22 protein-coding genes, 1 pseudogene and 1 riboswitch are annotated in these 18,711 nt (G+C 71.3%); of the genes and pseudogenes, 17 read left to right on the forward strand and 6 right to left on the reverse strand.

Translation table 11 applies throughout. From position 1 onward, the window contains the following. The first annotated feature begins 26 nt into the window (after positions 1-26). On the forward strand, positions 27-947 hold the full coding sequence (locus ABTW87_RS26670; protein ID WP_350653820.1) for a TIGR03619 family F420-dependent LLM class oxidoreductase: 921 nt from the start codon (positions 27-29) through the stop codon (positions 945-947). Between the two features lie 57 nt (positions 948-1,004). On the opposite strand, the gene ABTW87_RS26675 is transcribed toward ABTW87_RS26670, so the two are convergent. Then, a complete protein-coding gene (locus ABTW87_RS26675; RefSeq protein WP_350653822.1) occupies positions 1,005-1,892 on the reverse strand; it encodes a LysR family transcriptional regulator in 888 nt (295 codons plus the stop codon). Positions 1,893-1,981: 89 nt separating this feature from the next. On the opposite strand from ABTW87_RS26675, the gene ABTW87_RS26680 reads away from it, so the two are divergent. After that, complete coding sequence (locus tag ABTW87_RS26680; RefSeq protein WP_350653824.1) at positions 1,982-2,503, forward strand: nuclear transport factor 2 family protein; 522 nt, start codon at positions 1,982-1,984, stop codon at positions 2,501-2,503. 272 nt (positions 2,504-2,775) lie between these two features. Here the strand turns inward: ABTW87_RS26680 and ABTW87_RS26685 are convergent, their stop codons facing one another. Next, positions 2,776-3,090 (reverse strand): ArsR/SmtB family transcription factor, encoded by a 315-nt coding sequence (locus ABTW87_RS26685; protein ID WP_350653826.1) that lies wholly within the window; start codon positions 3,088-3,090, stop codon positions 2,776-2,778. Positions 3,091-3,229: 139 nt separating this feature from the next. Here ABTW87_RS26685 and ABTW87_RS26690 point away from each other — a divergent pair, with 139 nt between their 5' ends. The 3 genes and pseudogenes from ABTW87_RS26690 (at position 3,230) to ABTW87_RS26700 (ending at position 5,916) form a co-directional block, all read left to right on the forward strand. After that, a complete protein-coding gene (locus ABTW87_RS26690) occupies positions 3,230-4,255 on the forward strand; it encodes a quinone oxidoreductase family protein (RefSeq protein WP_350653828.1) in 1,026 nt (341 codons plus the stop codon). Continuing rightward, positions 4,252-4,758, forward strand: coding sequence for a RidA family protein (locus tag ABTW87_RS26695; RefSeq protein ID WP_350653829.1), 507 nt, complete (start codon positions 4,252-4,254; stop codon positions 4,756-4,758). Before ABTW87_RS26690 ends, ABTW87_RS26695 begins: the two co-directional genes overlap by 4 nt. A 379-nt stretch (positions 4,759-5,137) precedes the next feature. Then, a pseudogene (locus tag ABTW87_RS26700) lies at positions 5,138-5,916 on the forward strand (SDR family oxidoreductase). 118 nt (positions 5,917-6,034) lie between these two features. On the opposite strand, the gene ABTW87_RS26705 reads toward ABTW87_RS26700, so the two are convergent. Next, positions 6,035-6,700, reverse strand: coding sequence for a winged helix-turn-helix transcriptional regulator (locus tag ABTW87_RS26705; protein ID WP_350653830.1), 666 nt, complete (start codon positions 6,698-6,700; stop codon positions 6,035-6,037). Between the two features lie 79 nt (positions 6,701-6,779). On the opposite strand from ABTW87_RS26705, the gene ABTW87_RS26710 reads away from it, so the two are divergent. The 3 genes from ABTW87_RS26710 to ABTW87_RS26720 all read left to right on the forward strand — a co-directional run bounded on the left by ABTW87_RS26710 (position 6,780) and on the right by ABTW87_RS26720 (position 8,776). Further along, positions 6,780-7,253: a DUF3237 domain-containing protein gene (locus ABTW87_RS26710; RefSeq protein ID WP_350653832.1), complete on the forward strand. Its 474-nt coding sequence runs from the start codon at positions 6,780-6,782 to the stop codon at positions 7,251-7,253. 246 nt (positions 7,254-7,499) lie between these two features. Beyond that, positions 7,500-8,060 (forward strand): DinB family protein, encoded by a 561-nt coding sequence (locus ABTW87_RS26715; RefSeq protein ID WP_350653833.1) that lies wholly within the window; start codon positions 7,500-7,502, stop codon positions 8,058-8,060. Continuing rightward, positions 8,057-8,776 carry an alpha/beta fold hydrolase gene (locus tag ABTW87_RS26720; protein WP_350653834.1) on the forward strand — a complete coding sequence of 240 codons (720 nt, stop codon included), beginning with the start codon at positions 8,057-8,059 and terminating at the stop codon, positions 8,774-8,776. Before ABTW87_RS26715 ends, ABTW87_RS26720 begins: the two co-directional genes overlap by 4 nt. A 136-nt stretch (positions 8,777-8,912) precedes the next feature. Here ABTW87_RS26720 and ABTW87_RS26725 read toward each other — a convergent pair whose 3' ends face one another. Further along, the gene (locus ABTW87_RS26725; RefSeq protein WP_350653835.1) at positions 8,913-9,044 is read right to left on the reverse strand and encodes a hypothetical protein; all 132 of its coding nucleotides are present in this window, start codon (positions 9,042-9,044) and stop codon (positions 8,913-8,915) included. Positions 9,045-9,074: 30 nt separating this feature from the next. On the opposite strand from ABTW87_RS26725, the gene ABTW87_RS26730 reads away from it, so the two are divergent. From ABTW87_RS26730 to ABTW87_RS26760, 7 genes are all read left to right on the forward strand, one after another. After that, positions 9,075-9,992 carry a CPBP family intramembrane glutamic endopeptidase gene (locus ABTW87_RS26730; protein ID WP_350653836.1) on the forward strand — a complete coding sequence of 306 codons (918 nt, stop codon included), beginning with the start codon at positions 9,075-9,077 and terminating at the stop codon, positions 9,990-9,992. Beyond that, positions 9,989-10,603: an NAD(P)-dependent oxidoreductase gene (locus ABTW87_RS26735; protein WP_350653837.1), complete on the forward strand. Its 615-nt coding sequence runs from the start codon at positions 9,989-9,991 to the stop codon at positions 10,601-10,603. Before ABTW87_RS26730 ends, ABTW87_RS26735 begins: the two co-directional genes overlap by 4 nt. Beyond that, on the forward strand, positions 10,551-10,949 hold the full coding sequence (locus ABTW87_RS26740; RefSeq protein ID WP_350653838.1) for an NAD-dependent epimerase/dehydratase family protein: 399 nt from the start codon (positions 10,551-10,553) through the stop codon (positions 10,947-10,949). Before ABTW87_RS26735 ends, ABTW87_RS26740 begins: the two co-directional genes overlap by 53 nt. 182 nt (positions 10,950-11,131) lie before the next feature. Next, positions 11,132-11,794 (forward strand): FMN-dependent NADH-azoreductase, encoded by a 663-nt coding sequence (locus ABTW87_RS26745; protein WP_350653868.1) that lies wholly within the window; start codon positions 11,132-11,134, stop codon positions 11,792-11,794. Continuing rightward, positions 11,791-12,111: a DMT family transporter gene (locus tag ABTW87_RS26750; RefSeq protein WP_350653839.1), complete on the forward strand. Its 321-nt coding sequence runs from the start codon at positions 11,791-11,793 to the stop codon at positions 12,109-12,111. Before ABTW87_RS26745 ends, ABTW87_RS26750 begins: the two co-directional genes overlap by 4 nt. 254 nt (positions 12,112-12,365) lie before the next feature. Then, positions 12,366-13,850 carry a S8 family peptidase gene (locus ABTW87_RS26755; protein WP_350653840.1) on the forward strand — a complete coding sequence of 495 codons (1,485 nt, stop codon included), beginning with the start codon at positions 12,366-12,368 and terminating at the stop codon, positions 13,848-13,850. A gap of 116 nt (positions 13,851-13,966) precedes the next feature. Then, positions 13,967-14,467, forward strand: a complete 501-nt coding sequence (locus ABTW87_RS26760) for a hemerythrin domain-containing protein (protein ID WP_350653841.1) — start codon at positions 13,967-13,969, stop codon at positions 14,465-14,467. 52 nt (positions 14,468-14,519) lie between these two features. Here the strand turns inward: ABTW87_RS26760 and ABTW87_RS26765 are convergent, their stop codons facing one another. Continuing rightward, positions 14,520-15,551, reverse strand: a complete 1,032-nt coding sequence (locus tag ABTW87_RS26765) for a metallophosphoesterase family protein (protein ID WP_502891650.1) — start codon at positions 15,549-15,551, stop codon at positions 14,520-14,522. Further along, positions 15,548-15,640, forward strand: a riboswitch (ZMP/ZTP riboswitch). (Overlaps the previous gene by 4 nt.) Positions 15,641-15,658: 18 nt before the next feature. Between ABTW87_RS26765 and ABTW87_RS26770 the strand changes: the two genes are divergently transcribed. Together ABTW87_RS26770 and ABTW87_RS26775 are read left to right on the forward strand one after the other, a co-directional pair. After that, positions 15,659-17,095 (forward strand): glycine hydroxymethyltransferase, encoded by a 1,437-nt coding sequence (locus tag ABTW87_RS26770; RefSeq protein ID WP_350653844.1) that lies wholly within the window; start codon positions 15,659-15,661, stop codon positions 17,093-17,095. Between the two features lie 151 nt (positions 17,096-17,246). Beyond that, positions 17,247-17,975 carry a class I SAM-dependent methyltransferase gene (locus ABTW87_RS26775; RefSeq protein WP_350653870.1) on the forward strand — a complete coding sequence of 243 codons (729 nt, stop codon included), beginning with the start codon at positions 17,247-17,249 and terminating at the stop codon, positions 17,973-17,975. 9 nt (positions 17,976-17,984) lie between these two features. Here ABTW87_RS26775 and ABTW87_RS26780 read toward each other — a convergent pair whose 3' ends face one another. Then, positions 17,985-18,707, reverse strand: coding sequence for a MerR family DNA-binding transcriptional regulator (locus ABTW87_RS26780; protein ID WP_350653846.1), 723 nt, complete (start codon positions 18,705-18,707; stop codon positions 17,985-17,987). Positions 18,708-18,711 lie beyond the last annotated feature (4 nt).

An 18,711-nucleotide genomic window follows, 5' to 3' on the forward strand; every position in this document is an offset into this window, starting at 1 on the left:
CGGGCGTACATCCCGGGGTCGGCAGGATGATCCGCATCGGCCTCAACGTGCCCAACTTCGGCCCGGAGACCGATCCCGGCACGCTCCTGGCGTGGGCGCGCTTCGCCGAGGACAACGATTTCGCCACCCTCGTGGTCTCCGACCACGTCGCGCCCACGCCGCAGGTGACGGAGACCTATCCGGCGCCGTTCTACGACCCCTTCGTACTGCTGGCCTGGCTGGCGGGACAGACCACGCAGCTCCGTCTTGGCACGTCGGTGGCCGTGCTGCCGTACCGGCACCCGCTGCTCACCGCCCGGATGAGCGCCATGGTGCAGCAGATGAGCCGGGGCCGGTTCGTGCTGGGCGTCGGTTCTGGATGGGCCGACACGGAGTTCGCCGCGCTCGGGCTGGACGCGACCGCCCGCGGTCGGACCACCGACGCGTACCTCGAGATCATTACTCGGGCGTGGACACAGGAGACGGTCAGCGCCGACGGCGACGGGCTGCGGTTCTCCGACGTCGCAACCGGTCCACAGCCAGCGAGCGGAAGGGTGCCGATCTGGGTCGGTGGTGCAAGCCGGCCGGCTCTCCGGCGGACTGTCCGGCACGGCACCGGCTGGCATCCGATCAACCCCGACCTGGACTGGCTGCGCCGGGTCGGTCTACCGGCGCTGGCCGACGCCTCCGCCGCCGCCGGTCGGCCTGCTCCCCAGCTCGTCCCTCGGATCAAGGCGCGGCTGACGGCTGAACCCGCCCCGGCGGGCCGCCCCCTCGGCGTGGGCACGCTCGATCAGGTGGTCGACGACGTGGTCGCGCTGGCGGGAACCGGGGCCGCCGAGGTCATTCTCGACCCCAATCCGGACACCCCGCGACCACGCAACTTCGCCGTCGAGCAGGACCACCTGCTCCAGATCAAGGACGCCTACCACCAGCGGGTAGGGCTTGTCTCGCCGGATGCCACCTGACCGTCGCCGCAGGCTCGAGGTACTGCGCCGGGGATGTCGAGATTGCCGGCACCAGGTTCACCCGTGACGGACGAGGTCCAGTGCCGCTTCGTTGAAGGCCAGGACGCGGGCGGACGCGGCGCCTCTTCCCCACACGAGACCCCACTGGACGGGTGTCGCGCCGGCGACCACGACGTAGGTGACGTCGGGTCGGGCGTAGTAGCGGCGTACGTGGGCACCGACGGGGAGCATGCCGCGACCGGAGCCGACGAGCGTCAACAGTTCCTGAAACGTCGCGGTCGCTGGTTCGTTGACCGGAGGTGCGGCCGATTCGGTCGTCGGCGTCCGGGCATCAGACCGCTCTGCGGCCGCCGGTGGCGGTGCCAGCAGCGGTAGCGTCGCCAGGTCTTCGACCGGAATGCTGTCCCGGGCCGCGAGCGGGTGCTGCGCCGGCACGGCCAGCATGCGTGCCTCGCTGATCAGCGCACCTCCCGCGACCACATCAGGCACGCCGATCGGGTAGGCGGCCAGCACCACGTCGACCACGCCGTCGCGTAACCACGCCCCGACCTCGCCGAGCTGGACCTCCCGGATTCGCACGTCGCAATCGGGGTGCCGCGCCCGGAACAGCTCGGCGATCTCAAGCACGAGTTGGCCACCGGCAGCGCCGACAAAGCCCACCCGTAGCGTCCCGGCCGTGCCTCGGCCAGCCGCGACCGCCCGCTGCAGCGCCGCGGCGATCTGCACCCAGGCGGGCTTGACGTCGTCGTACAGTTCACGTCCGACCCTGGTGAGCTCCACGCGACGGCTGGTGCGATTGAACAGGGGCACGCCGACCCGCCGCTCCAGTCTGCGGATTGTCTGACTGACTCGGGTCGTCGACACGAGGAGCCGCTGCGCGGCGCGACCGAAGTGCAGTTCCTCGGCGACCGCGATGAACGCGTCGAGTTCCTGTCGTTCCAGCACCCATCGCCCTTCCGATCGTGAAGCCCGGCTTCACGATCGTTGCAGACACTCATGTTGATCCGGCATTCCGACCGGTCCAGGCTTGCGGCATGTACGTCACTCGAAGCCATGCTCTCGCCGCCCCGCCGGTCGGGCCGGCCGCCATCGACCGGGAATTGCGTGACCACCTTGAGATCGTGGACGCGCTGTACCGCTTCGGGCTGGGCCAGGACCTGGCCGACCGAACGCTGGTCGCGTCCTCCTTCGCGGCCGACGCGGAGCTCGACTTCCGGCCTGCCGCTGCCCGCTGGGGCGGGCGGCCCCCGCTCATGGTCAGCCGGGACACCATCGTCGACACCATTCTCGGTGGCTTTGCCGGTCGGGTTGTCACCACCCACCAGGTCACCAACCCGAGGTCCGACGTCGCCGGGGACGGCGCCACCCTGACCGCACTGGTAGAGGCCCAGCACGTGCTCGTCGCGGACCGCGGGACGCACGCGCTGCTCAAGAACCGCTACGACGTGGCGCTGATGCGCGATGGTGCGCGCTGGGTGATGCGCCGGGTCCGGATCGACAACGTCTGGTACACCGGCACCCCGGCGGCAATCTTCGGCTCGCCGGATGGCGTGTGAGGAAGCAACTCAAGGTCGACGCGGTCGCACTGTACCGGTCTCGGCCAGGGGCGACGCCGGCGCAGATCGCTGACGATCTCGGGCTTGCTCGATAGACGTTGCGCAGCGCGGTCCGCGCTGATGATCAGCGTCGACCTGCAGCGGCCGGGCACCCCGGATCAGCGTGTGGGCCTGCGGGCCGGGCAACCCCGGCGGACGACGCGGTGAAACCACGAAACTCCTGGGTGCGGCACGGGTTGCCACCACCCCTAGCCACGAACCGACCGCCGCCGCTATGCGTTGACCAGATCGAGCAGGCCGGGGAAGCGGGCGTCGAGATCCGCACGCCGCAGCCGGTTCATACGCCGGTTGCCCTGCTCCCGTTGTTCGATGATCCCGGCCTCGCGCAGGACACGGAAGTGGTAGGTCATCGTGGCCTTGGTGACTGGCAGGACAAAGGCGGAGCAGGGCAACGGCTCGGTCGCGGTAACAAGATCGCGGACGACCGCCAGCCGAATCTCATCGCTGAGAGCCGCGAGCACGGCGGTGAGTCGCAGCTCGTCGCGGCTCGGCTGCGGAAGTTGCCGCCGGGGCGCTGCACCTGTCACGTGCTTCGTCCTCCTGTGATGAGTGACCGACGCCATTGTACGAGGGATCTCGCACAACTGCTAAGTTGTATGACATCCTTCGTACATGCGCGCAGGGGACGCGCGGCACCGGCCCTTCGGCCAGGACAGGAGTGCAGTCATGAAAGTGGTCGCCATGCGCGATTTCGGTGGTCCCGAGGTGTTGGAGTACGCGGAGGCACCCACACCCGAGCCAGGGCCCGGTGAGGTTCTGCTCAGGATCCTCGCCAGTGGCACCAACCGGTTGGAGCACTACATCCGGGAGGGCAGTGTCACACGCGACCTGCCGCTGCCCCACGTGCTCGGATCCGACGCCGCCGCCGAGGTCGTCGAGCTGGGCGCCGAGGTCGAGGGCTTCACCACGGGGGATCGGGTGATTCCGCTCCCGGGCTTTCCGCTGGAGCCGCGCGATCGTGACTTCACGCCGATGGCCGCCGCACCGAGCTACGCCATCGGCGGAACGGCGCAGTGGGGCACCTACGCGGAATACCTCTGCGTGCCGGCCGAGTACGTCGTACCGGACCCGACCGATCTGCCGCCCGAGCAGGTGGCGACTCTTCCCATGGCGCTGATCACCGGCGTCCGGGCCGTCCGCACCGTCGGCGGAGTCCGATCCGGTCACCGCGTTCTCGTCCAGGCCGGATCGTCGGCGACCGGGGCGATGAACATCATGGTGGCCAAGGCCCTGGGCGCCACCGTGGCAGCCACGGTCGACGGTGCGGAGAAGGTTCCGACGGCTGAGGCAGCGGGTGCCGATCTCGTCGTCGACGTGACGGCCACCGACATCGTCGAGGCGGTCCTCGACTGGACCGACGGGCGGGGCGCCGACGTAGCCATCGACAACCTCGGCGGCAACGTTCTCGGGCAGAGTCTCGACGCCGTGCGACCCCAGGGCACCGTGGTGGCCATGGGCTTCGTGGCCGGCGTCGAGGCCAGCTTCCACGTGCGAGAGTTCTTCTTCGCGCACAAGCGGATCCTGGGCACCTTGATGGGCGGGCCGGAAGACCTCGCCTGGGGCCTGGAACTGGTCGCCGCCGGACTCGTCCGGCCACTGCTCGATCGCACCCTCCCGCTCGCGGATGCCCGCCAAGCGCACGCGCTCATGGCCGCCAACGCCACTCGCGGCACCGTGGTGCTCGTCCCGTGACCGGCCCGGCAGTCGGTGACGGGCTGACAGCCGCAGCCGTGCACGCGGCTGCGGCTGCCAGACAGATCGCCCTTCCCCGGCCTCCAGTGCCGCTCGGCGCGTACGCCGCCGCCGTGCGCCGTGGCGACGTCGTGGCGCTGTCCGGCCAACTGCCGCTGGCCGACGGCACACTGACGCACACCGGAAGGGTCGGCGTCGAACTCACGGTCGCTGAAGGCGTGGCGGCCGCCCGACAGGCTGCACTGAACGTGGTCGCCCAGATCGCGGCCGTTCTCGCGGACGGCGGAACGCTCGTCGGTCTGTCACGCGTCGACGGCTACGTCGCCGGTGGCGACGATTTCACCGAACAGCCGACCGTGCTCGACGGTGCATCGGCATTGTTCGTCGACCTGCTCGGTGACGAGTTCGGGCAGCACGCGCGAACGGCGGTCGGCGTGTGTCGACTGCCGATGGACGCAGCGGTCGAACTCGGCGTGACGTTCCTGTTGGGCAAGGACCGGTAAGGGATTGCCAGTGGGGAGGCGGCGCCGCTCTCGCCGTTCGATGTCGAGACGCGATCATCAGGCGACCACGACGGTCCGCCTCCCCATGCCCGGCCGGCCGACCTGCGGCCCGTCACCGCTGCCGGGCATCCAATGCAGGCCGCCCGCCAGCGAAGGTCCCTTTCCCCGGGAAGACGTGTCACACCTGACCGCGCCGTCTCGTCTCTCGACGTGGTGCCGACGTCGGCACCACGTCGACCGTCTGGTTAATAAGATCGGGCCGCCGCCGGCCCCGCGACCGAGGAGCTCACATGAGCCGGGCCCACCCGCCCAGAGACCTTGACCCCCGATCCGCCCGTGCGCGGTCGTCCCGCGCACCGCGCTACCACCAGGACTGGTTGTGAGCTCCGCCGGCAATCGCCGCGGCCCGGTCGGTTCCGGTGCCGCGCGGCGCGTAACGATCGTCACCGGCGGGTCTCGTGGTATCGGGGCCGCCACCTGCCGGGCGCTCGCAGACGACGGCCACGACATCGTCGTCGGCTATCGCGCCGACACCGCCTCCGCCGCCTCGATCGTCAAGGCGGTTCGCGACGCCGGCCAGGCAGCGATGGCGGTCGCGGTCGATACTGCCGACGCGGCCTCCGTACGGACGTTGTTCGAGACCGCGACGGACACCCTCGGGCCGGTGACGGGCCTGGTCAACAACGCGGGCGTCACCAGTCGGATCGGCCGCCTCGTCGACCTGGACGAGTCGGACCTTCGCCGCGTCGTGGACGTGAACCTCGTAGGCGCCATTCTCTGCCTGCGCGAGGCGGCCCGCCGGATCGCCGCGGGCGGAGCGGTGGTGAATGTGTCTTCCGCTGCGTCGACACTCGGCAGCCCGAACGAGTACGTTCACTACGCCGCCACCAAGGCGGCCATCGATGCCCTGACCGTCGGCCTGTCCAAGGAACTCGGGCCAGCCGGCATTCGGGTCAACGCCGTTTCCCCGGGCATCATCGCCACCGACTTCCATGCCGAACAAGGCGGGGACCCCGGCCGGGCCGCCAGGCTCGGACCGGCCACCCCGCTCGGCCGGGCCGGGAGCCCAGCGAGGTCGCGCGCGCCATCGCCTGGCTCATGAGCGACCATGCGTCCTACGTGACGGGAGCCAACCTCCGTGTGGCGGGCGGACGCTGACCCGTCGGCGTGATCCGCACCGCCATGCGCAGCCCGGGTTGTGGTGCCGGTGGAACTGGGCGAAGTGGCGCACGTACCGACGGCAATGCGCGGGAGTGGGGCGGGTCGTCCAGGACGGTCAGCCGTCGTTGCGGCCGGTGGCGGCCCGGTCGAACCCGAAAGCGGCGGCGAATTCTGCCAGGGCCTGCGGAGTGCCGGTAAGGACGATGCGGCCGTCAGCGACGGCGGCCGCCGCGGTCCCCGGCTCCCGTACCGTCGCGGCGAGCGCGTCGGCGCCGGCGTGCACCACGACGTCGGCCAGCTCGACCGGGTCCGCGGGAATCCGCAGTTCGCCGTCGTCGATGCGGGCGTGCAGGGTGCCGTCCGGCGTGTCGAACCGGATCGTCAGCCGAGTGCCAGCTGCCCGATCGGGCCGAAACGACGCCGACAGCGGCAGGGCGAGCCAGTGGCTGCGGAAGGCTTCTCCGGTGCGGTCGCCAAGAAGACCCACCCCCCACCGGGCCAGTTCGGTCACGGTTGGCGCGAGTCCGGCCCCGAGGGCAGTCAGCCGGTAGACGGCCGTCGCCGCGGGCAGGGGAAGCGTCTCTCGGGCGACGACGCCGTGCCGCTCCAGGCCACGCAGCCGCGTGGCGAGCATGTCGGTGGCGATGCCCGGCAGGTCTCGGAGCAGGTCGGTGTAGCGCTTCGGGCCGGATAGCAGTTCGCGCACGATCAGGAGCGACCACCGCTCACCGATCACGTCGAGCGACTTCGCCACCGCGCAGTAGTGCTGGTACGGGCGCATACCCCACCTTAGGCCGACAGACTTTTATTCTCCAAGTTGTTGCTTGACTTTCCCAAGTGCTGAGGTCGAGGCTGAACTCATGACGACCGCTGCGTCGGCCACCTCATTGGCCGTAGACCACCTCTGTGATTTCGATGTCGCCCTGGCGGCACCCCAGATGCTCACCTCACCGCTCGGCGTACGGCTGATCTCGATCATCGAAGGCGGCACCGTGGAGGGCCCACGGCTGCGCGGCACGTTCCTCCCAGGGGGCGGGGACTGGATGCTCGCCGGGACCGACCGGGTCGGGCGCCTCGACGTCCGGGCCACCATCCGCACCCACGACGACGCGCTCGTCCATCTCACCGTCGCCGGCCGGTTCCGGCTCGACGACGAGGCCATGAGCCGGCTGTACGCGGGCGAGACCGTCCGCGAGGCGGAGATGTACGGCCGCACGACGCCGCTCTTCGACACGGGCGCGGAGGCGTACGCCTGGCTGAACTCGACGGTGACCGTCGCCTTCAACGAAGTCTCCCTGAGTCGGGTGCGCTACCGGGTGTACGCACTCCGCTGACTCGCCGACGGCTCGTCGCGTCGCCGCGTGGCGGCACACCTCTCGCGAGACGGTCGAGGGCTCGCGAGAGGCGCGAGCATGAGCGACGGCCCTGACATAGGGCGGACGCTCCGTAATAGATGGCGGACCGCCACCGCGCCGGGCCGAGGGCTCATCATGGTTGACAAAGTGAACGAACGGTCGTACAAATTTCATGTGAGCTATGTGGACACCATCGAGCCCCGTCTGACGCCCTACCGACCGGTTATGCCCGCCACGGCCGCCGACGCGCTCATCGAACTCCTTCATGATCTGCGGGAGGAGACGGTCGCCAGGCTGGAGCTGATCTCCGCTGCCGAATTGGCGTGGCAGCCCCATCCGGACGCCAACAGCCCGGCCGTGACCGTATGGCACGTGGCCCGGTGGCTGGACGTCCTGGCCACGCGCGCCTTTCCTGCCCGGTCCGCCGAACACGAGCTGTGGCGAACCGCCGGGTGGCAGGAGGCCACCGGCTACGATCCCGTCGGCCTCGGCTACCGAGGGCTAGGTACGCTCACCGGCTACACCCCGGCCCAGATGCGCGCCGTGCCGGTGCTGCCGGCCGCAGACCTGACCGCCTACCTCACCCAGTCGGCCGAGCACCTGGCGGCCACGATCCGGGTGCTGTCCGGGCGGATCCACGACAGCCGGAGCGGCCAGCCGTCGCCCTACCAGATCCTGTCCGGCACGTTACAGGGGTCGTTCGGCCACCTCGGTGAGATCGATGCGCTGGTCGCCCTGCGGGCCCGCCTCTCCGCGCCGGCCCCGGTGGAAGGAACGGCGCCGTGAGCACCTTCGTGCTCGTGCACGGCGCCTGGCACGGCGCCTGGGCCTGGGACCGGCTGCGTCCGCACCTCGCCGCCGCCGGTCACCGGGTGGTCACCCCGACCCTGCCCGGTGCCGCGGGCGAGCCGGGCGTGGGGCTCCATCACCAGGCCAACCATCTGCACGCCATGCTCGTCGCGCAATCGGAGCCGGTCGTGCTCGTCGGGCACAGCTACGGAGGCCTGGTGGTCCGGGAGGCGGCGGCGCGAGCCCCGCACACGATCCGACACCTCCTCCTGATCGACGCCTGGCTGGGCGCCGACGGGCAGTCACTGTTCGACCTGGCGCCACCCGCCTTCCGGGACTTCTGCGCCTCCACCGCCACCGGGACCGGGCTGCAGCGGCTGGTCCCGCCGCCCCCGCCCGGGCTGTTCGGTGTCTTCGATCCCATGGACTCCGCCTGGCTCAAGGTGCGACTGCGCCCCCAGCCCTGGGCCACCTTCAGCGAGCCGACACGGCTCGCGGCCGGCATCGCCGGCGTGCCGGGATCGGCGATCCTCTGCGATTCACCGGCATACCCGTTCGCCGAACTGGCGGCTGCTGCCGGCTATCCGACGCGTCGGATCGACACGGGGCACGACGCGATGCTGACGGCACCCGGCGAGCTGGCGAGCGCCATGCAGGAGCTCCTCCGGGACGAGCGGCCCGGGGCAACCGACGCCAGGGCGCCGACGGCGTGACGTACCGGAGCCCCAGATGCAGTAGGGCGACCAGGGGTTTCGACACCAGCAGGACGGTGCCACCACGCCAACTCGATCACCCTGGTTGCGTATACCCCCGCGCGTACCGGATCACGGCGAGATGACGCGCCCATAGCTAGGAGCCGGGCAGGGCCGGCACGCCGCTCTTGCTCGTGCCGACGTCAGCGGCGAGCCAGGCCAGCGAGAGGTCGGCGGGACCGCGAGACTCGTCGCCGCCTGGTCGATCACGCGGCTCCAGGTGGGTCATCCGCGGCCGCCGCCCGAAGGGAGGAGACCGATGGGTAGCCGAAGCCTCGGCGGCCGGAGAGTCGTCGGATTCGTCGCGTTGATCTTCCTGATGAGCGCAGCCTTCTACACGTTCGGGCCGTCCATCGGCAGCCTCGCCCCCGTCACGCGCGCCGACCTCCCGGCGAGCGCACTGATGGTGGTGTGTCCGGGTCTCGCGGCGGTGGTGCTCATTCGGCGGCGGCACGGCGTGGCGGGCGTACGGCTCTGGGTGTCGGCTGCGTGCACGCCGCCGAGAGTTCGGCAATTCGGTTGGTACGCAACGGCGGTCTTCCTGATGCCGCTGGTGCTGCTCGTGCCGTACCTGGGCGTGCAGTGGACCGGTACGCCGCTGCCAGGCTTCTCTGCCGGCTGGTCGGCGGTGCCGGTGCTGGCCGCCCTGTACCTGGCGAGTTCGCTCGCCGAGGAACTCGGCTGGTCGGCCTACCTCACGGCGCCGCTGCGCGAGCGCTTCGGCGCGTTGGGCGCGGGCGCCGCCATCGGGGTGATCTGGGCAGCCTGGCACGTCGTGCCGTACCTGCAGGCGGGGCACAACGCCAGCTGGATTCTCTGGCAGTGCCTGTTCACCGTGGGACTCCGAATCGTCCTCACCTGGCTGTGGGCCAACACCGGGGGCGGCCTGCTCGCGCCGGTGCTCGGGCATGCCTCGTACAACGTTGCATGGACGCTCTCCCCCGACGCCGGATCCCAATACGACCCGGCGGTCGCCGGACCGCTCGTTCTCGCGGTGGCGGTCCTGATCGCGCTTCTGTGGGGTCCGGCGACGCTGGCGGAGCGCCCTCGGCAACGCATGCGTCGCGCCCGCCGGCCTGCCGCCCGAATCACACCTCGCTCGACAACTGCGGGCCGTCGTCGCCCGTCATACAACGCCAGCCGAGAGGCGGGCACGGATTCCCAGGAGGGGACATGAGAGTCTTCGTCGCAGGTGCCACCGGCGTGATCGGTCGGCAGCTCGTGCCAATGCTCACCTCGGCCGGCCATGAGGTGGTCGGGCTCGCTCGATCGGACCGGCGGGTGTTCGCGGTACGACGGCTGGGGGCACAGGTCGTGGTGGCGGACGCCCTCGACCGTGACGCGGTCAGGTCGGCCGTCCGCGACGCGGCACCTGACGCGCTCGTCAACCTGCTCACCGCGGTCCCGGACCAGATCAACCCACGACGGTTGGCGCGGGACTTCGCACTGACCAACCAGCTCCGCACCGAGGGCACCCGCAACCTGATGGACGCGGCCGAGCGCTCCGGGGTGAAGCGCGTCGTGGCCGAAGGGCTGGCCTACGCGTACGACCCGGATCGTGACGGGCTCGCCAACGAGGACAGCCCGCTCTGGCAGCGGCCGCCCCGGTCATTCGCCCCCGTACTGGCCGCGCTACGAGACCTGGAGCAGCTGACCACTCAGGCGGGCGGGCTCGTGCTGCGAATCGGGGCACCTGTACGGCCCCGGCTCCATCTACGCCAACGACGGATCCTTCGTGCGCCAAGTCCGCGCCGGCAAGGTGCCGCTGGTCGGAGGCGGCACCGCTAGGTTCTCCTTCACCCATGCCCATGACGCCGCCACCGCGATCGTGGCCGCCCTGGACCGGACCACCGACGGAGTCCTCAACATCGTCGACGACGATCCAGCCCCGGTGAACGATTGGCTGCCGGCCCTGGCGGACATCCTGGTGGTCCGCAGGCCCAGGACGGCCCCCGCAGTGCTCGCCCGACTCGCCGTCGGCGACTGGGGTGTCGCCTTCATGACGAGGCTGCGCGGCGCCGACAACGCCCGCGCCCGGCGCATTCTCGACTGGCGGCCGTCCCGGCCATCCTGGCGGCAGGGCTTCGTGGCCGAGCTGCGCGGCGAGAGCGACCCAGCCATCCGCCCTCAATGACCGGACTTCGGAGGTGCGCGGCGTCCTCCCGATGGTCAGCCGCGGCCGTCCGAGATCCTCCGTCATCTCTGCCTCAAGGCCGGGTTTCAGGAACCTCTCGGTTGGGCCCGTACCGCGGCGTGTCGGGACAGCACCGACCTGACAGGGCCGTCGGGCAGCGGTAGACTCCGTAAGTGGACACGATGTCCGCTTACGGGATTGGATCCATCATGCGTCTGCTGCACCTCGACTCTGCCGCCCGCCGCCAAGGCTTCTCCCGAAGGCTCAGCGCCCGTTACGCCGACGCCTGGCGCGCCGCCCACCCGGACGGTCACTACACATACCGCGACCTGGTCGCCGATCCGGTGCCATTCATCGACGAGGCGTGGACGCAGATCTGCGATACCGTCCTCGCCGAGGGCCTCACCGACCCGCGGCGACTGTCCGAAGCGGTACGCACCCCCGCACAGCGCCGGGCCTGGGATGTCGTTGAACCGCTGCTCGTCGAACTGGTCGATGCCGACGAGCTGCTGCTGGGTGTTCCGATGTACAACTACTCGGTACCGGCGAGCCTCAAGGCGTGGATCGACCAGGTCACCTTCCCTCGCGCCCGGCTCACCGCACGCGTCGTGGTCGCCGCCGCCCGCGGCGGCTCCTACCTCCCCGGCGCGCCCCGCGCCCCTTTCGACCACCACGAGCGCTACCTACGCGACTTCCTCGCCGGCCACTTCGGAATCAACGACGTCACATTCCTCACCGTGGAGATGGTCAACGCGCTCGTCGATCCGTCGCTCGCCGACTTCCGCGAATTCCACGAAGCCTCCCTCGCTACGGCGTGGGAGGCCGCGGAGAGGGAGGTCCAGTGAGCTGGCTCCTGCTCGTGCTCGCCGGGCTGGTGGAGATCGTTTGGTCGCAGAGCATCAGGCCCACCCAGAACTTCACCCGTCCAGGGCCCACCGCGGTGTGCGTCGCACTCGGCGTCACCGCCGTCTACCTGCTGTCCCGTGCGATGGAAACACTGCCCGTCGGCACCGCGTACGCCGTCTTCACCGGCATCGGCGCGGTCGGCGCGATCGCCCTTGGGGTGGTCGTCCATCACGATCCACTCTCACCGCTGCGCATGCTCGCCCTGACGCTGATCGTGTCGGGGGTCGTTCTCGCCAGACTCGCCACGCGGGTATGACCCACCGCGCCACCAGCGTCCTGGGGGCGCCTGGTTTGCGGTACGGCCAGAGCTGTGGTCCTCGCCCGTGAGCTGCTCGACGAGATCCCGCACACGCTCGCGACGGTCTGACACCTTTGTCCGCCACCACCAGGTGTGTGTAACGCCACACCTCCGCCCGGCGCTGTGTGCGATGACGGGCATCCTGCCCGTCGCCCACCGGTCGCTTCCCACCAGGAAGCGCACCGGCCGCACAACAGCCCCTGGGAGTCTGTGTGAAGAAATTCCGTCGCAAGACACTGGCCGCCGCGTCGGCCGTGTCCCTCGGTGTCGGACTCGCCGTCACCGCGGGCACGGCTCCCGCCGCGTCGGCCGCCGGACCGGACACCACGTACCTGGTGCTCGCTCCGAACGGTGCGAAGACCGACAAGGCGGTGGCCCGCGTGGCCGCCGCCAAGGGCACGGTCGTGGCCGCGTACGACCAGATCGGTGTCCTGGTCGTCCGCTCCACCAACCCGGGCTTCGCCGCCGACGTGGCGGGCAGCGGGGTCGACTCGGTTGCCGCGACGACCGGTCTCGGCGCCGCCATCGACCAGGGCGTCACCGTCGAGGCCGACGCCGCCGCCGTGGCCGCCGCCACCGGTGACCCCACCGGTGAGCCGCTCTACGGCCTGCAGTGGGACATGCCGATGATCGACGTGCCCGAGGCGCACGCCGTGACCACCGGCAGCTCCGACGTCGTGGTGGGCGTGCTGGACAGCGGCATCTCCAGCAGCCACCCCGACCTGGCCAGCCAGATCGCCAAGGACAAGAGCGCCTCCTGCCTCGGCGGCGTCGCCAACACGTCCGAGGCGGCCTGGAACCCGACCACGTCCGACCACGGCACCCACGTGGCCGGCACGATCGCCGCCGCGATCAACGGCGTCGGCGTCACCGGTGTCGCCCCGGGCGTCAAGGTGGCCGCCGTCAAGGTCGTCAACGACGGCGGCTGGATCTTCCCGGAGGCCGCGGTCTGCGGGTTCATGTGGGCCGCCGAGCACGGCATGCAGGTGACCAACAACAGCTACTACATCGACCCGTGGGAGCTGAACTGCCGCAACGACGAGCGGCAGCGTCCGGTGTGGAAGGCGGTGCAGCGGGCCATCCGCTACTCGCAGTCCAAGGGCGTGCTGCACGTCGCGTCGGCGGGTAACTCCAACTGGGATCTGCAGCACAAGAACACCGACGACGGCAGCCCGAACGACGGCAGCGCCCCGGTCGAGGATCGCGAGAACCTCAACAGCGCCTGCCTCGTCCTGCCGGGTGAGGCACCGGGCGTGGTGACCGTCTCGGCGACCGGCCCGACCGGGGAGAAGAGCTACTTCTCCTCGTACGGCCTGGGTGTCGTGGACGTGACCGCGCCGGGCGGCGACGCCCGGTTCCGGACCGGTGGTGCGAGCTCGATCGCGGCGGACGCCATCCTGTCCACCACGTTCAACGTCTCCACCCGGACCAACGGCTGGGGTTACAAGCAGGGCACCTCGATGTCGTCGCCGCACGCGGCCGGCGTCGCGGCCCTGGCCGCCTCGGCGCACCCGGGCATCAGCCCCGGTGCGCTGGCCTCCCTGCTCGAGCGGGGCGCGGTCGCGCAGCCCTGCCCGGAGGGGGTCTACAACCCCACGCCGGCGTTCGGCGACACCTACGAGGCGACCTGCTCCGGCGGGACGCGCAACTCGTTCTACGGCGCCGGCATGGTCAACGCGTACAACGTGGTGCGGTAACCGCACGCACGACCCGTGGTGGGGCCCGGCGGACGTCCGCCGGGCCCCACCCGTTTCTCCTGCCCACCCCCGGGTACCGAAGGGAGCCTCAGCCCGAACCCCGAGGAGGTCAGCCGGTGTCCACCGATGCCATCGTCCTGCTGAAAGAGGACCACAAGGAGATGCGCCGCCTGTTCAAGGAGTTCCAGGCCAGCGAGGACGCGCCGGCGAGCCGGCGCGGGAAGCTGGTCAAGCAGATCCTCGAGGCGCTGACCGTGCACACCTACCTCGAGAACGAGGTCATGTATCCGGAGGTCCGCGAGCGCCTGCCGGAGCTGGAGGACCACATCCTGGAGTCGTACGAGGAGCACCACGTCGCCGACGTGCTCTGCTTCGAGCTGTTCACGATGCAGCCGGACGACGAGCACTACAACGCCAAGACGACGGTGCTGATCGAGAACGTGCTGCACCACGTCGAGGAGGAGGAGCAGGAGTGGTTCCCGAAGGTGCGCGAGAAGATGGGCCGTAACGAGCTGCAGGAGCTCGGCCAGCGGATGATCGACATGCGGCCGAAGGCGCCCCGCTCGCCGGCCGCGCCGAAGGCGCTGAAGAAGTCGCTGGACGCGGTGCGCGCCTGACCACGTCTCGCCGTCTTCCGGGGCCCGGCCGTCGGCCGGGCCCCGGCGCGTCTCACCAGGCCGTGGGCGGCACGCCGTCCGGCGCCGGCAGGATCCGCCGCAGCTGCCCCGGGGGTACGCGCCGCCGCCGCCACTCCCGCGGATAGCCCACCGACACCTCCTCGAAGCGCACCCCGTCGTACCAGGTGGTGCGGGGTATATGAAGGTGGCCGTAGACCACTGCGGCGGCGTCGAAGCGGCGGTGCCAGTCGGCGGTGGCCTCGGTGCCGCACCACTGCGCGAAGATCGGGTAGCGCAGGACGTCGGTCGGTTCGCGTACCAGCGGCCAGTGGTTCATCAGCACGGTCGGCAGCGCCGGGTCCCGCCCGGCCAGCCGCTCCGCGGTCTCGGCGATCCGCGCCGCGCACCATGCCGACCGGCTCTCGTACGGGTCGGGGTGCAGCAGGTACTCGTCGGTGCACACGATCCCGGTCCGGTACGCCTCAGCCAGCGCCGCCTCCGGCGTGTCGAAGCCGTCCGGCCGCCAGCTGTGGTCGTACAGCAGGAACAGCGGCGCCACGGTGACCGGACCGCCGGGTCCCGCCCACACCGGGTACGGGTCCTCCGGCGTGACGACCCCGATCTCACGGCACAGCTCGACCAGGTGCGCGTAGCGGGCGACGCCCCGCAGGGTCACCGGATCGGCACGGGTGGTCCACAGCTCGTGGTTCCCGGGTGACCAGACGACCTTCGCGAACCGGCCGGCCAGCAGCCGCAGCGCCCACTCGACCTGGGCGACGGTGTCCCCCACGTCGCCGGCGACGAGCAGCCAGTCCTCCGGCGACTCCGGGTGCAGCCCCTCGACCACCGCCCGGTTGTCGGCGTGGCGCACGTGCAGATCGCTTATCGCAAGAAGACTCCCCGAACCTCCCACCCCCGAGATCCTAGCCCCACCCCTCCCCCTGTCGATCTTGCACTTTCGGCCCCGGCGAAAGGGGTGTTCGACGCATAACGAGGGCCGAAAGTGCAAGATCGACGGGGGTGAGGGGCGGGGGTGGGTTGGGCGGCGCCGACCTCCGGCGGGCGTACCCGGTAGGATCCCCATCGGGCCGTGACTGGCGCGGGTAGGGATGGAGAAACCATCGGGGAGCGGCCCCGTCACGAGGACGCATGCCGAGCGCCTGGGCCTTCCGCACGTCACCAGGAGGTCGCATGTCGCGCAACGCCGAGTCCACCGCCTACCGCAGCGCGCTCGAAGTGATCGGTGCCGTCGAGCCGCGCGTGGCCGACGCCATCCGCGCCGAGCTGACCGACCAGCGCGAGTCGCTCAAGCTCATCGCCAGCGAGAACTACGCCTCCCCGGCCACCCTGCTGGCCATGGGCAACTGGTTCAGCGACAAGTACGCCGAGGGCACGATCGGCCGCCGCTTCTACGCCGGTTGCCAGAACGTCGACACCGTCGAGGCGCTCGCCGCCGAGCACGCCCGGGAGCTGTTCGGGGCGGCGCACGCGTACGTGCAGCCGCACTCCGGCATCGACGCCAACCTGGTCGCCTTCTGGGCGGTCCTCGCCGACCGGGTGGAGTCGCCGGCCCTCAAGCGCGCGCAGGCCCGGCACGTCAACGACCTCACCGAGGCCGACTGGTTCGCGCTGCGCCGGGAGCTGGGCAACCAGCGGATGCTCGGCATGTCGCTGGACGCCGGCGGCCACCTGACCCACGGGTTCCGGCCGAACATCTCCGGCAAGATGTTCGACCAGCGCAGCTACGGCACCGACCCGGAGACCGGGCTGGTCGACTACGACAAGGTCGCCGAGGCGGCGCGCGAGTTCAAGCCGCTGATCCTGGTGGCCGGCTACTCGGCGTACCCCCGGAAGGTGAACTTCCGGATCATGCGCGAGATCGCCGACTCGGTCGGGGCGACCTTCATGGTCGACATGGCGCACTTCGCCGGCCTGGTCGCCGGCAAGGTCTTCACCGGCGACTTCGACCCGGTCCCGCACGCGCACATCGTCACCACCACCACGCACAAGTCGCTGCGCGGGCCGCGCGGCGGGCTGGTGCTCTGCGGCCCGGAACTGGCCGAGCAGGTCGACCGTGGCTGCCCGATGGTGCTCGGCGGCCCGCTGCCGCACGTGATGGCCGCCAAGGCGGTCGCGCTCGCCGAGGCCCGCCGGCCGGACTTCGCCGACTACGCCCAGCGGATCGTCACCAACGCGCAGGCCCTCGCCGACGGGCTGCTGCGGCGCGGCGCGAAGCTGGTCACCGGCGGCACCGACAACCACCTCGTGCTGATCGACGTGACCGGGTACGGCCTCACCGGCCGGCAGGCCGAGCAGGCGCTGCTCGACTCCGGCATCGTCACCAACCGCAACTCCGTCCCGCAGGACCCGAACGGCGCCTGGTACACCTCCGGCATCCGGATCGGCACGCCGGCGCTGACCACCCGGGGCCTCGGCACCGCCGAGATGGACGCCACCGCCGAGCTGATCCACACCGTGCTGAGCCAGACGACGCCGGGCGCGAACAACGACGGCACCCCGTCCAAGGCGAAGTACGCGCTGGACCCGGCCATCGCCGAGCGGGTCGGCAAGCAGGCCGGTGAACTGCTCGCCGGCTTCCCGCTCTACCCCGCCGTCGACCTGGGCTGACCGCGTCGCGTTGACGGCCGGGCGGCATTCCGCCCGGCCGTCAACGTTTCGGGGGGTACGTCACAAGGTGTTGCCCGGGGGTTCACGGTCCGACTAGAACCTCAGCAACGAACGCCGGAGACCTTCCGGCGACGGTGGCGAGGTGATGGACGTGGCGCTGGTCTCCTTCGACGACGCCGAGGCGGCGGCCTTCGCCGCCACTCGGGAGCTGCCCCCGGCCAGCCTGGACCGCTGGCGTCACGCCGTGCAGCAGCACCTGCGGCCCCGGGCCACCACGACGCTGCTGGACCTGGGCTGCGGCACCGGCACCTGGGCGAAGGCCTTCACCGGCTGGTTCGGCATCCGGGTGGTGGGCGTGGAACCGGCCCCGGCCATGCGGGCGCACGCCGCGCACCGGCCACTGCTCGCCGGGGAGGCCGGCGCCCTGCCGCTGCGGGACTCCAGCATGGACGCCGCCTGGCTGTCGACCGTTCTGCACCACGTCCCCGACCTCGACGCGGCGGCGCGCGAGCTGCGCCGGGTGCTGCGACCCGGCGCGCCGGTGCTGATCCGCTCGCCGTTCCCCGGGCGGCACCAGCGGATCGGCCTGTTCCGGTGGTTCCCGGAGGCGATCCAGGTCCTCGAGACGTACCCCGACCTGGCCCGGGTCCGCGCCGCGTTCGCCGAGGCCGGTTTCCCGGTCAGCAGTGTCGAGGCGGTGGCGCAGACCACCGCCGCGTCCCTCGCCGACTTCGCGCGGCGCGTGGACCGCCGGGCCCACACGCCGCTGCGGCTGATCAGCGACGCGGCGTACGAGGCGGGACTGGCCCGGTTGCGCGACGCCGCGCCGCACACCCCCGGGCCGGTGGTCGACCACCTGGACCTGCTCGTGCTGCGCTGACCGCCGCGGTCAGACCGGGCCGGCCTCGCCCCGCTCGCTCAGATAGGCGTACAGCGCCGCGCCCGCCCGCAGCCGCCGCAGGCTGCGCCGGTGCAGATCCTGCTCGCGCCGGCCCAGCTCGGCGCGGACGCGGGCGGCGCTGCCGGTGGTGCGTAGCTCGTCCAGCACCGCGGTGACGATGTCGAAGGGGTACGCCCCGCGGCGCAGCAGCGCGACCACCTGCGCGGCGCGTAGCTCGGCCGCGTCGTACACCCGGTAGCCGGTGGCACGGTCGCGGACCGGGCGGACCAGGCCGCGCTCCTCCCACAGCCGCAGCTGGGAGGTGCGGACGCCGACCAGCCGCGCGACCGCGCCGATCCGCACGCCGCCGCGCGGTGCGGGCACGGCCAGCGCGGCGACCACCGTCTCGAACGCGCCGAGCACCCGCTGGATCTCGGCGCGTTCGCGGTCCAGCTCGGCGTGACCGCCGTCGAGCGCCGCCAGCGCCGCCGGCAGGTCACCACTGTGGACCGCCGCCATGATCTCCCGGGTACGCGCCCAGCCGTGCCCCTCGGCCACCCGCCGCGCCACGGCCAGCGCCCGGACGTGCGCCGCGGTGAAGATCCGGTAGCCGGCCGGGGTGCGCTCGACCGCCGGAAGGATCCCGGCGTCGACGTAGTTGCGGACCTGCTGGGTGGAGATGCCGGCGGTCGCGGCGACGTCCACTGCCCGGTACCGACGCGCCACTGCCACGGCA

The organism is Micromonospora sp. NPDC126480, assembly GCF_040302465.1.
Taxonomy (GTDB): domain Bacteria; phylum Actinomycetota; class Actinomycetes; order Mycobacteriales; family Micromonosporaceae; genus Micromonospora.